This window comes from Jatrophihabitans sp., from assembly GCF_046262535.1.
Lineage (GTDB): Bacteria > Actinomycetota > Actinomycetes > Mycobacteriales > Jatrophihabitantaceae > Jatrophihabitans.
The window spans coordinates 24,681-36,598 of the sequence record NZ_JBHEMO010000051.1; the positions used below are offsets into that span (position 1 = coordinate 24,681).

An 11,918-nucleotide genomic window follows, 5' to 3' on the forward strand; every position below is an offset into this window, starting at 1 on the left:
AGGCGCGATGTCCTATCCGGAAGCCAAATACTTCGGCGACACCGGGACGACCAGCGCCCGGCTGCACCGCGCCGACGAGCCGCCGGCACTGGTCAATTCGGCCGGCGGCAGCACGCACTACCTGGCGACCGGCGCGGATACCAGCGGTGAGTTCGGCTTGTACCGGTGGAACTTCGGCCCCAACCTCAGCGGCCCCGATCTGCACTTCCACCGGACGATCTCGGAGTCGTTCTACATCCTGTCCGGCGTCGTCTCGCTCTTCGACGGGAACGGCTGGATCGAGGGCCGCCCCGGAGACTTCCTGCACGTGCCGCAGGGCGGCGTGCACGGCTTCCGCAACGAGTCCGGGGAAGAGGCCTCCATGCTGCTGCTCTTCACGCCGGGAGCGCCGCGCGAGGAGTACTTCGAATGGCTGGTCGGGATCGGCCGGGGCGAGCGATCACTGTCCGACGAGGAACGCGGCGACTTCTACCGACGGCACGACACCTACTGGGTCTGATCGCTGCGTCAGACGTCCAGTTCCAGGATCGGCGTGCCGTCGGACCGGGTGATCTGCACCCGGTCGATGTCACCGCGCGGAACCGACGTTCCGCCGGTGAACGAGATCGTCTTGCCCGGCACCAGCGTCCAGCTCCCACCGACGTAACGGTGGTGCTCCTTGTCGATCACCACGAGGGCGTACGGGGTGTACGTCGCGACACCCTGCGGGTAGTGGCAGCGCAGGTCGATCTCGGTCCCCCACCTCTCGGCCACCAGTCGTGCGGTGGCGGTGACCGGGCTCTGCGTCACAGCAGCGAACGCCCGTGGCGCCGGTTTGGATGAGCCCGACTCACCGGACGTCACGACGATGGCCACCGCCGCGACACAGGCGGCGGCAACGGCAGTGACGGCCGCGATCACCACGCCACGGCGCCGGCGCTCGTGCCGCGCCCGGCGGAGGAGGCCGGGCAGCAACGTGTCCGGCATCGGCGGGGCCGGATCGTCGTTGGTGAGTGCGCTCAGCGGTACCCCGGTCAGCAGATCGGCGGTGGGCCGGAGTTCCTCGACGCGGGCCCGGCAGTCCGCGCAGGTCAGCAGGTGCGCTTCGAACGCGGCCCGGTCGGCGTCGTCGAGCGCGCCCAGGACATACGCGGCGTCGTCGTGGCGGAACGGGTCGATCGCGGTCATCGCACATCCCCCATCTCATCCACGGCCAGTCGCAGCGCCCGCAGCGCGTAGTGCGTCCGGGACTTGACCGTCCCCGCCGGGACACCGAGGGACACCGAGGCCTCGGCCACGGACGCCCCGCGGAAATAACACTCGACGAGCACCTCCCGGTGTTCGGCCGACAGCGTCCGCAGCGCGGCCACGACCAGCTGTCGGTCCAGCGTACGGTCCACGCCGTCGGCCACCGGCCGTTCCGGCAACTGCTCGGTCACCCGCTCGCGCCGCGACCGCGCCGTGCGCCACTCGTCGATGACGATCCGCTTGGCGACGGTGAACAACCAACCGCGGGCCGAGCCGGATGCCTGCTCGAGCACCTGCGGGTTGCGCCAAGCCCGGAGCATCGTCTCCTGGACGACATCCTGCGCCTGGGCGCGGTCGCCGTTGGTCAGCCCGACGACATAGGACCAGAGAGCCCCGCCGTGTTCCTCGTGCAGCGTCCGCAGCAACTGGCTGTCGTCGGTCCTCACGTCACCCCCGCTGCGGATGGCCCATCGATCGGCCGAGAGCGTCCTGGTCACACCGGTGAATACGGTCCCAGGACTTCTCGGGTTCAATGTCGTTGACCGTTGAACCATGCACAAGGGATTTCCGTGATTTCGCATTCGCCCCCGAACCCGTACATGTCGCGTCGAACGGCCCTTCTCGCCGGTGCCGGCGCCGGCGCGGCCGCCCTGGCCGCCTGCTCGGGCAGCAACAAGCCGTCCCACTCCGGCCCGACGTCGGCGAAGGCCGGCAACGAGGGTGATCTGGGCCCGCTGTCCGCGGTGCCGGTGGGGCAGGCCAAGGCCGTCACGCTGCCCGGCGGCAAGCCCGGCATCCTCGCCCGGCCGACGGCGACCACCGCCGCCTGCTTCAGCGCGATCTGCACGCACCTGGGCTGCACCGTCCAGGCCGACGGAAGCAAGCTCAACTGCCCGTGTCACGGCTCGCAGTACGACGCGCTGACCGGCAAGGTGCTGCGCGGGCCCGCCCCGGACCCGCTGCCGTCGATCGCCGTGACCGTCACCGACGGCAACGTCGTGGTGAAGGCTTGACGGTCACTCGGCCGAGGCCCCGCCCTCGGGCGGGGCCTCGCCCTCGGCCGGAGCTTCGGCCGCCGGGGTCTCACCGACCGGTTCGGTGGGCAGCAGATCGCTCAGCGCGATACCCGTGATGCGGCGGAACTTCCGCTTGCCCCGGTTGCGGTCGAGGACGGCGACCTCGAGCTGGCTCGCGGGCAGTGCTCGCGCGGTACCGTTCGTCCCGCCGGCCGTGCCGAGGGCGGACACCGCCACACGCAGCGCCTCGCGCAGCTGTAGGCCGGGGGCGTAGCCGGAGCGGACCTCGTTCGTGAGGGCGTCGGCCTGACCGCCCATCGCGAGGAACTCCGGCTCGTCGACGATCGTGCCGTCGTAGGTCAACCGGTAGATCTGGTCGGCGTCGGCCGTCTCACCCACTTCGGCGACACAGATCTCGACCTCATACGGCTTCTGTTGCTCGGTGAAGATGGTCCCCAGCGTCTGGGCGTACGCGTTCGCCAGGGCCCGGGCGGTGACATCGCGACGGTCGTAGGAGTAGCCACGCAGATCGGCCAGGCGAATGCCGGCCACGCGCAGGTTCTCGTACTCGTTGTACTTGCCGACGCCGGCGAAGCCGATCCGGTCGTAGATCTCGCTCACCTTGTGCAGGGCCGAACTGGCGTTCTCGGCGACGAACAGGACACCGTCGGCGTAGGTCAGGACGACGACGCCCCGGCCGCGGGCAATGCCCTTGCGCGCGAACTCCGAGCGGTCGCGCATGATCTGCTCGGCCGAGGCGTAGAACGGCATAGACATGTGCAGCTACTCCTAGGTGCCCGGGTTGGCTTCGCGGTCGGCGAGGATGGCCCGCACCACCGTTTCCAGTTCGTCCTCGCCGACCCGTTCGGCCCCGGAACCGGTCGCAGTCATGACGACCGGGTAGATGCCGCGGGTGATGTCCGGGCCGCCGGTGGCTGAGTCGTCGTCCGCGGCGTCGTAAAGGGACTCGACGACGACGCGGATGGCGGTCGCCCGATCCATGCCCGGGCGCCACAGCTTCTTCAGCGCCCCGCGGGCGAACAGCGACCCCGATCCGACGCCTTGGTAGTACTGCTCGGCATAACGGCCGCCGGTGACGTCGAAGCTGAAGATCCGACCGGCGCTGGCCGGGTCGGGCGCCTCGACGTCGTACCCGGCGAAGAGCGGCACGACGGCCAGACCTTGCATGGCCTCGCCGAGATTGCCGCGGATCATCGTGGAGAGCCGGTTGGCCTTGCCGTCCAGCGTCAGCTGGGTGCCCTCGATCTTCTCGTAGTGCTCGAGCTCGACTTGGTACAGGCGGACGATCTCGACCGCCATGCCGGCGACGCCGGCGATGCCCACGAGCGAGTGGTCGTCGGCGGCGAACACTTTCTCCATGTCCCGCTGGGCGATCAGGTTCCCGGCCGTCGCGCGCCGGTCGCCGGCCATGATCACGCCGTCGGCATATATGGCCGCGACGATCGTCGTGCCGTGCGGGACGGAGGCGATGGTGCTCATCCGGCCGGGCAGCAGTTCGGGTGAGGCGGCGGACAGGAACTCGGTGAACGACGACGAGCCGGGCGACGTGGCGAAGCGCAGGATCCCATGGACATCGCGTGATCGCTCAATGCTCAAAGTCGCTCCTTGCCGGGTGGGTTCTTGCCCTGCCGACCCTACCCAGGCGCGGTGAGCGGGCCGCCGACCGGTCAGGCGGCTCGCCCTCGGGACGGATGTTGTCGTAGTCGCCGATATACAGCCCGACGTGCAGGTCGGGTAGTCGAGGGAGCCGCCCATGTTCGCTCGGACGATCTGGTTATGGCACGGCTTGCAATACGTACTGCGGCCCGAACGCTGGCTCCGGTTGCTTGGAAAGTCTGTAGCCGGTTTCACTGCATCGTTTTGTCGACACCACTTCATGCCCTGGGCGAGATCCCGCGGCCCTTGGCCGGAACGAGTCCGCGGCGGCCCGAGACGCTTGCGCCGACTCGCTAGCACCCGTGCACGGGCGCAGCGTCCGCGGTAGAAGGAAAGTCCGTCCCGATTTCTTGCGTTACGCGTGAGCTTGCGACCGGAAGATCCTGACGGCAGTCAGAGCAAAACTTCCTCGGCCCGTCGCCGTCCAAGATCATCTATTGGCCGCCTTTTTGGACGAATGCCCGAACAAAGTCCTCTGCATTCGATTCCAGGACCTCGTCGATCTCGTCGAGGATCGCGTCGACGTCCTCGGTCAATTTCTCGTGTCGTTCGGCGACGTCGGAATTCGCCTCGACGGCCTCTTCGGTCTGGTCCTCGTGTTGGCGCTGCGGCCGGTTCTGGCCGCTGTCGTGGGTCGGCATGACGGCCCCCTCTCTGACGGTTCGATTTCACCCTAGCTCGCACGGGTGACGAAATTCGGCATGGTGCACAGTGTCGGCCCCGCTTCAGGTCAGGCCGGCGTCACACCATATAGAACGCGTGCGTCGCGGTGGCTCCGCCGTCGGCGGCGAGTTCCGCGCCGGTTACGTAAGCGCTCCGGTCGCTGGCCAGGAAGAGCACCACTTCGGCGATGTCCTCCGATGTGCCCATGCGGCGCAGCGGGATCCGCTTGGCCGCCGGTGACAGGTCGATGTCGTGGCCACCGGCCGCGTCCTTCACCATGTCGGTCTCGATCATGCCGGGATGCACCGAGTTGACCCGGATCCCGTTCGGCCCCAACTCGAGCGCAGCCACCTTCGACATGCCACGGATGGCGAACTTCGTCGAGGTGTAGGCCGTCAGGTAGGGCATGCCGGCCAAACCCTCGACCGAGGAGATGTTGACGATCGACCCCTTGCCGGCCGCCATCATCGGCTTGGCCACCGCCCGCATGCCGAGGAACGTCCCCACCTGGTTCACGTTGACGATGCGCATGTAGTCCTCGAGCGGCATGTCCGGCAGCGCCGCGAAGCGCAGAATGCCGGCGTTGTTGACGAGGACGTCGACGCCGCCGAGGGTCTCCACCGCCTCGTCGACGACGGCCTTCCAGTCGTCCTCCGACGACACGTCGAGGTGCCGGTAGATCGCCGCCGCGCCGAGCGATTCGGCAAGCTCCTTGCCCAGGTCGTCCAGCACGTCACCGATGACGACGCGTGCGCCCTCGGCCACGAACAACCGCGCGGCCGCCGCACCCTGGCCTCGCGCGGCGCCGGTGATGATCGCCACTTTGCCTTCGAGACAACCCATTCGTGCTCACTTCTTCCGGACGTGGGATGCCCGGCGCGAATTCGCGCCGCGCGGTGGGGCGGGCAGCGGTCAGACGAGTGTGGGGCGGCAGACCCGGCAGGTGCCGAGGTCGGTCTCGTCGCCGGTGAGCGCGTGCAGATCGTCGCGGTGCGAGATCAGCGGGCAGTCGCGGCGGTGGACGGTCGAGCCGGCGCCGGCAAGTACGAGGGCGGTGCCGTCCTGCGTGGTGGCAGTGGGCTCCCCTGCCGCCGGGCGACCGCCGGGGACCTTGGCCAGCTGCCCCTGTCGCGCGACGATGTCGGCGAGGACCAGCATGGTGTCGGCCAGTCGCTGCGCGCTCTCGCGCTGCTCGTTGCCCATCTTGGCCAACCAGGCCCCGAAGTACAGGAACCCACCGAGGAAGATGAGACCGAGGCCGAGCAGGCCGCCGGACACGACATAGGGCAGCTGGTTGTACTGGTACTTGGTGTGCGCGACGCCGTACCAGCCGAGCAGGATCGCGACGACGCCCAGCGGCATCAGCACCGCGCCGCCGGTGAACAGCGCAAGCTGCATCATCCGGTAACGCTGGTCGCGCACGGCCGAGGACCGGGCGGCCGGCGCGGCCGGCGCGCTCGGCGCCTGTGCGGGCGTCTGCGCCTGCGGCGACACCTGGGGAACAGCCATTGTGGCCATCGTCTAACCCTTCCGTAGGTCGGGCACGCCGGTAGTCAGCCCGTAAGCACAATTGCGGCCGGAGGCGAGGACGAATCCGCCCGCAGCCCGCATCGCCCACCCCAGGGCGCCGGCCAGGAGCAGGCCACCGAGGATGAGCATCCGCGGAATGGCTCCGAGCCCGGGCAGCTTGTAACTCGCCTGCACCGGGTTCGTCGTCGTACCGGCCGGCTGGTTGCCGGTCGCCGGCAGGTTGCCGCCCGCGCCGCCGCCGCCGCCGCCGAGCGCCCCGCCACCGCTGCCGGTTCCGGTTCCCCCACCGCCGCCGGCCCCGGTCCCGCCGCCCGTCGCGCCAGTACCTGTCCCGCCGCCGATCGAACCGCCGTCGTAAGCCGGCGAAGCCGATGCAGTGGTCCGGACGTCGCCGACCGTGATCACGAACCTCGGCGCCAGGTTGACGAGCGGACCGAGCTGGTCGGACAGCTGGGACGGCAATTTCGCGATGATCTGGGCCAGGATGCCGAACGGCGCATTGAGCGCGGACCGCAGCGGCTTGGTGTCGACGGTGATGACGAGCCCCTGCGCGCCGTAGGACCCCCCGGCGCCGTCAAGCGTGTGCTTCGTCGGGACGGTCTTGATCGAGATGCCGAGATCCTTCAGCGCCCCGCTGAGGACGTCCGGGAGGCCAGGCAACTTGACCGTCGACCCGGCCAGGTTGAGCCCCTTGTCGTCGATCGAGATGACCTGGTTGGCGATGCCGATGCCGCCGATCGTGGCGTGCCCGGTGTTGGTGGCCTTCTTCCCGTCGCTCGCTGTCGTGGCAGTCAGGTCGAAGCCCTTGATCGACAGCAGCCCGCCGAGCAGCTCGATGTTCGACGCCGCCGCGTGCGCCGATGCAGTGAACGTCTTGTTCCCGAGTGTCGTGCTGCTCTGGCTCTTCACGTTCTGGACGGTCGCGATGCCGGCCAGGGTCGAACTGATCGGCACCGGCAGGTCCGGTGTCGCCGGCGTGGTCTGCTGGCTGCCGAGCAGCTGCCCCAGACCCTTGCCGATGTTGCCGAGCAGGTTGGTGTCCGGGCCCGCGATGCCGAGTCCGGTGACCGTGCCCTTGGTCGTCACGTCGTCACTCGACGTCGTCATCCCGTTGCCGTCGGTCAGCTGGGCGGTGTTATGCGCTGGTGCGGCACTGGTCGGGGGGTTCTTCGAGTTGACCTGGATCGGGTACTGCGCGTCGCCGCCGATGAGCTGGCTGAAGCCGTCGCCGAGCACGTCGCCGGGCCACAGGTAACTGGCAGTGGCACGGGAGACCGGGCCGGTGTCGGTAAGGGCCTTGGTGTACGCCACGCCGACGTCGACCTGCGGGTCGGACGGCAACGGGATCACCGGATCGATGATCTCTACATGCACGACCTCGGCCCGGGCGGTGCCCTGGTATCCGCCCAGCGTCGTGCCGGCACCGGAAGCGGGGCCGGGCCACATCAGCGTCGCCACCCCTGCGACGCCGATGATCGCCAGCTTCTTCCGTTTCACGCGGCACCTCCGAAATAGAGCTCGCTGAGCTTTTCCGAGATCTCGCCCGGTTCGCCGGTCTCGACGATGCGCCCGCCGTGCATCACGGCCGCGTAATCAGACACCCGCAGCGCGCTGCTCGCGAACTGCTCGACGACCACGATCGACACGCCCGACTCGGCGATCTCGGCGACGGTGTCGTACAAACTCTCGACGATGAGTGGTGCGAGGCCCATGGACAACTCGTCCAGCAGGAGCAGCGCCGGGTCGGACGAGAGGGCGCGGGCCAGCGACAACATCTGCTGCTCACCGCCGGACAGGCTGCCGGCCAGTTGGCGACGCCGTTCCTTCAACCGCGGGAAACGGCCGTAGGCATCGGTGAGGATCTTGTCGACGGGGCGGCCGGAGTAAGAGGCCAGCCACAGGTTCTCCTCGACCGTGAGGTTCGGGAACACCCCGCGCCCCTCTGGCACCATCGTCAGCCCGGCGCGGGTCAGCTCGTCGGGCGTCGCGTTGCTGACGTGGACGCCACCGAGGTGGATGTCTCCGGCGGTCATCGGCATCAGGGCGCTGATCACCCGCAGCAGGGTCGTCTTCCCGGCCCCGTTCGCGCCGAGCAGCGCCATCACCGCGCCGCGCGGAACGAGCAGGTCGACGCCGCGCAGCACCTCGATCCGGCCGTAGGCGGCGTGGACGTCGATCAGCTCGAGGATGGGCGGCGCGCCGAGCGCGGGCGGAAGTTCCATGGCGGTCATCGCAGGTCAGCCTGCACCGTCGGGATGGTGAGCGTCGTCTCCGCCACGCTGGCGGCTCCGACGATTGCCGACGCCTCGCTCGCGACGTCGGCCGGGATCTCCACCGCGGGCTCGTCGGAGAAGCCCAGGTAGGCGGCCTGCACCGTCTTGTCGGCACGGATCTCCGCGGCCGTCCCGGTCGCGATCACCTTGCCGAACTCGAGCACGTGGATGAGGTGGCACACGCCCATCACGAGATCCATGTCGTGCTCGACCATCAGCACTGCACAGCCGCGGGCGGCGAGGTCCCGCAGCAGGATGCCGAAGCCCTCGGTCTCGGCCTCGTCGAGGCCCGAGGACGGCTCGTCGAGCAACAGCAGGTCGGGTTCGATCGCGAGGGCCCGCGCCATCTCGAGCAGCCGGGCCACACCGGTCGGCACCGAGTCCGCGCGCCGGTCGACGTACGGGCGCAGGCCGACTGTGTCGATGAGCTCGTCGACCCGCCGGTCCCGGCGCCGGCTGAACCACGAGCCGGCGCCGGCTCTGATCTCGCGCGCGACCTGGATGTTCTCCCGCACGGTGAGCGACCCGAAGGCCTCCAACCGCTGGAACGTGCGGGCCATGCCGGCCTTGGCTCGCGCGTCGACGCTTGCTTTGGTCACGTCGTGGCCCTTGAACCGGACGCGGCCGGCCGTGGGTGGCTGCAACCCGGAGATCACGTTGAAGAGCGTGGTCTTGCCCGCCCCGTTGGGACCGATCAAGCCCGTGATGGAACCCGGCTCGGCGCTCAACTGCGCGTCGTTGACAGCGGTGATGCCGCCGAACTTGACCGTGACGCCGATGACCTCAAGCAACGCCATGACCGGCCACCTGCTTCTCCGCGACGGCTTGCGGTTCGCTGATCATCATCGGTGGAGGAGCCGCCGTGAACGCCCGCAACCGGCGGGGCAGCGGCAGCCGCGGTTCGGCCAAGCGCAGGCCGCGGAAGAAGAGGTTCACCAGTCCGTTGGGGTCGCGGCCCAACATGATCGCCCCGCCACCGATGACCAGGAAGACGAGACCCGACAGCGACGGGGTGGTGGCCTGGATGACGGGCAGGAGCATCAGCAGCATGCCGCCGAGGAAGGCTCCGGACACCGACGTGACCCCGGCGACCACCGCCATCAGCAACAGCGGCAGGCTCTGCAACGTCAGGAAGTCGTTGGGCGCCGCGAACCGGTTCAGCCCGGCCAACAGCGCGCCGCCGAGGCCGGCGATACCGGCCGAAAGGCTGAAGACCGCCACCCGGAACCAGCGCTGATTCAGGCCGAGCGTCGCACAGGCCGCCGGGCTGTCGCGCAACGCGATCAACAGTCGGCCAACCGGCCCGCGACGCAGGGCCAGCAGCCCCATGCCGACCAAGAGGAATACGACCACCATGAGGAACACGTAGCTGCCCGTGTCGTTGAAGTCGTAGCCGAACAGCGACACGCGCTTGGCGCGCAGGATGCCGCCGAAACCGAACATGAAATTGGCCTGGAACACGAGGTTGTCCATGAGCTGTCCGAAGGCCAGCGTCGCCAGCGCCAGGTAGAGACCGGTGAGGCGCAGGACGGGCAGGGCGACAAGCGCACCCACTGCCGCCGCGATGAGGACGGCCACGAGGATCGCCAGCGGCGAGCTCGTGTCCATCTTGCAGGCGACTGCGGCACCAACGCCCACGAACGTGAACTGCGACAAAGAAACGTAGCCGCCGTAGCCGGTCAGCAACACGAGCGACAGCATGACGATGGCGTAGGTGATCGCGATGCCGAAGCGCTGGGTGTTGGTCGTGTTGAGGATGGGGAGCACGACGAGGGTCGCGACGGCGAGGCCCACGGCCGCCACGAGGGCCCTTCGGCCGGACGGCACATTGGCGGCGAGGATTCCCTTGACCTGTCCCACCCGCAGGCGCACCTGCGGCACGAAGATCAGGATCGCGAAAAGCATCAGCGTCGGCAGCGAGGACTGCAGGCCGTTCTCCAGCAGCTGGCTGCCGTGCACGTACTGGCTGTAGCCGACCATGAGACCGAGGACGATCGCGCCGACGTAGGTCAGCGGCAGGCTGCTCAGCCGGCCGAGCATGGCAGCGGCGAACGAACTGATCACCAGGAACGTCAAGCTGAAATAGTCCAGTCCGGTGCTCGAGACCAGCAGGATCCCGGCGAGCGCGGCGGCCGACGAGCCGATGGCCCAGCTGAGCATCGAGACCCGGTTGGCCCGGGCGCCGAACAGTTCGAGAAGTTCGCGGTTGTCGACAGCGGCCCGCATCGCGGTACCGATGCGCATCCGGTTGAGCAGGTACCAGAGGAGCAGGGCGACGACCGCGGCCACGATGATCGTGAGCAGGTAGTGGTACTTCATCTGCACGCCGAGCACCGGAAAACCCTTGGTGCCGAAGAAGAGTCTGACGTAGCGCGGGCGGTCGCGGGGCCAGAACTGCTGGGCGATGCCGATGAGGAAGATGAACACACCCAGCGTCACGACGAGGCTGACGCTCACCGGCGAGTCGCCCAGGCCACGCATCACCAGTCGCTCGAGCAGGACCCCGTAGATCGGTGCGATGACGAAGAGCACGAGGACCACCGACAGCCACGTCGGCAGGCCGTTGCCGACATGCAGCTGCCAGTAGGCGAACGCCATGACCATGCTCGTGGCCCCGTGCGCCAGGTTGAAAACTCTCGTCGTCGTGTAAGTCAGGACCAGCCCCGACGCAGCGACGGCATAGGCCGCGCCGAAGAAGAGCCCGGTGATCGTGTACGAGACGAAGGCGTCCACGGTCAGGAGACCCCGCTGTTCACCGAGGACCCGCAGGTGTACGGATAGGGCGTCTTGCGGACCCACTTACCGCCGGTGTACTGGATCACCGACAGGCAGGTCGGCGTGTGCTTGCCGGCGACGTCCTGCGGCGGCACCATGTTGCCGTTCGTGTACCTGTGCACGTTGCGCACCGCGGCGAGCAGGGACGCGCGGGTCAGCTTGCCACCGAGCTGGATGGCGAGCTGGGTGAACAGAGCGGCCGCTGTCCACGCGTAGGTCCCGAAGAACGTGGGCGACCCGCCCGAGGTGCGCTGCAGCCACTGCAGGTACGTCGCCAGCTGCGGGTTGCGGTTGGCTTCCTCGAACAGTGGGCCGGCGTCGAACACGTAGGTCCCGCTGGCCGAGCCGCCACCGCTCGTGTAGTCCGTGCTGTATCCGGTCGGGTCCATCACGAAGATCGGCTTGAACCCCTTGTTGTCGATGGCGGCTTTGAGCTGCTGCGCGTACGGAGCCGCGGCTCCGATGTACTGCACGTACTTGACGCCGGCGTCGGCCATCTTCTGCGCATAGCTGTCGTAGGGGATCAACCCGCCGGCCACGTTGATGGCCTGCTGGTAGATGAACTTGAAGCCCATCTTCTCCTCACCGGCGATGAAGCTCTTCGCGTTCAGGCTGGACGCGCCGGCATTGAGATACACGAAAGCCGCGTGCTGGTAGGCGTTGCCGAGCGACTTGAAGTACGTGAACGGGGCGGTGGGAATTTCGGAGGTGTTGAGCGAGTACGCCCCGTAGGTGACCGACGACCGCTGCCGGGTGG

General features: G+C 68.5%; 14 protein-coding genes. 2 read left to right on the plus strand and 12 right to left on the minus strand.

Annotated features, from left to right (window positions below):
* Positions 1 to 7: 7 nt before the first annotated feature.
* The gene (locus ABR571_RS08185) at positions 8 to 499 is read left to right on the plus strand and encodes a cupin domain-containing protein (RefSeq protein WP_409452697.1); all 492 of its coding nucleotides are present in this window, start codon (positions 8 to 10) and stop codon (positions 497 to 499) included.
* 8 nt (positions 500 to 507) lie between these two features.
* Here the strand turns inward: ABR571_RS08185 and ABR571_RS08190 are convergent, their stop codons facing one another.
* Both ABR571_RS08190 and ABR571_RS08195 read right to left on the minus strand, forming a co-directional pair.
* Positions 508 to 1,167: an anti-sigma factor family protein gene (locus tag ABR571_RS08190; RefSeq protein ID WP_409452698.1), complete on the minus strand. Its 660-nt coding sequence runs from the start codon at positions 1,165 to 1,167 to the stop codon at positions 508 to 510.
* A complete protein-coding gene (locus ABR571_RS08195; RefSeq protein WP_409452699.1) occupies positions 1,164 to 1,673 on the minus strand; it encodes a sigma-70 family RNA polymerase sigma factor in 510 nt (169 codons plus the stop codon). Before ABR571_RS08195 ends, ABR571_RS08190 begins: the two co-directional genes overlap by 4 nt.
* Before the next feature lie 153 nt (positions 1,674 to 1,826).
* On the opposite strand from ABR571_RS08195, the gene ABR571_RS08200 reads away from it, so the two are divergent.
* On the plus strand, positions 1,827 to 2,240 hold the full coding sequence (locus tag ABR571_RS08200) for a ubiquinol-cytochrome c reductase iron-sulfur subunit (protein WP_409452700.1): 414 nt from the start codon (positions 1,827 to 1,829) through the stop codon (positions 2,238 to 2,240).
* Positions 2,241 to 2,243: 3 nt separating this feature from the next.
* On the opposite strand, the gene prcA is transcribed toward ABR571_RS08200, so the two are convergent.
* The 10 genes from prcA to ABR571_RS08250 all read right to left on the minus strand — a co-directional run.
* Positions 2,244 to 3,020, minus strand: a complete 777-nt coding sequence (gene prcA / locus ABR571_RS08205) for a proteasome subunit alpha (protein ID WP_409452701.1) — start codon at positions 3,018 to 3,020, stop codon at positions 2,244 to 2,246.
* Between the two features lie 12 nt (positions 3,021 to 3,032).
* Positions 3,033 to 3,854 carry a proteasome subunit beta gene (gene prcB / locus ABR571_RS08210; RefSeq protein WP_409452711.1) on the minus strand — a complete coding sequence of 274 codons (822 nt, stop codon included), beginning with the start codon at positions 3,852 to 3,854 and terminating at the stop codon, positions 3,033 to 3,035.
* Between the two features lie 500 nt (positions 3,855 to 4,354).
* The gene (locus tag ABR571_RS08215) at positions 4,355 to 4,561 is read right to left on the minus strand and encodes a ubiquitin-like protein Pup (protein ID WP_409452702.1); all 207 of its coding nucleotides are present in this window, start codon (positions 4,559 to 4,561) and stop codon (positions 4,355 to 4,357) included.
* Between the two features lie 100 nt (positions 4,562 to 4,661).
* A complete protein-coding gene (locus ABR571_RS08220) occupies positions 4,662 to 5,426 on the minus strand; it encodes a glucose 1-dehydrogenase (RefSeq protein ID WP_409452703.1) in 765 nt (254 codons plus the stop codon).
* A 69-nt stretch (positions 5,427 to 5,495) separates the two neighbouring features.
* Positions 5,496 to 6,092 carry a hypothetical protein gene (locus ABR571_RS08225; RefSeq protein WP_409452704.1) on the minus strand — a complete coding sequence of 199 codons (597 nt, stop codon included), beginning with the start codon at positions 6,090 to 6,092 and terminating at the stop codon, positions 5,496 to 5,498.
* 12 nt (positions 6,093 to 6,104) lie between these two features.
* A complete protein-coding gene (locus tag ABR571_RS08230; protein WP_409452705.1) occupies positions 6,105 to 7,610 on the minus strand; it encodes a hypothetical protein in 1,506 nt (501 codons plus the stop codon).
* Positions 7,607 to 8,335, minus strand: a complete 729-nt coding sequence (locus ABR571_RS08235; protein ID WP_409452706.1) for an ABC transporter ATP-binding protein — start codon at positions 8,333 to 8,335, stop codon at positions 7,607 to 7,609. The genes ABR571_RS08230 and ABR571_RS08235 overlap by 4 nt, the downstream gene beginning before the upstream one ends.
* A gap of 5 nt (positions 8,336 to 8,340) precedes the next feature.
* Positions 8,341 to 9,183 (minus strand): ABC transporter ATP-binding protein, encoded by an 843-nt coding sequence (locus ABR571_RS08240; RefSeq protein ID WP_409452707.1) that lies wholly within the window; start codon positions 9,181 to 9,183, stop codon positions 8,341 to 8,343.
* Positions 9,170 to 11,119, minus strand: a complete 1,950-nt coding sequence (locus tag ABR571_RS08245) for an ABC transporter permease subunit (protein WP_409452708.1) — start codon at positions 11,117 to 11,119, stop codon at positions 9,170 to 9,172. Before ABR571_RS08245 ends, ABR571_RS08240 begins: the two co-directional genes overlap by 14 nt.
* 2 nt (positions 11,120 to 11,121) lie before the next feature.
* The coding region (locus tag ABR571_RS08250) for an ABC transporter substrate-binding protein (protein ID WP_409452709.1) at positions 11,122 to 11,918 on the minus strand (797 nt) is incomplete at its 5' end.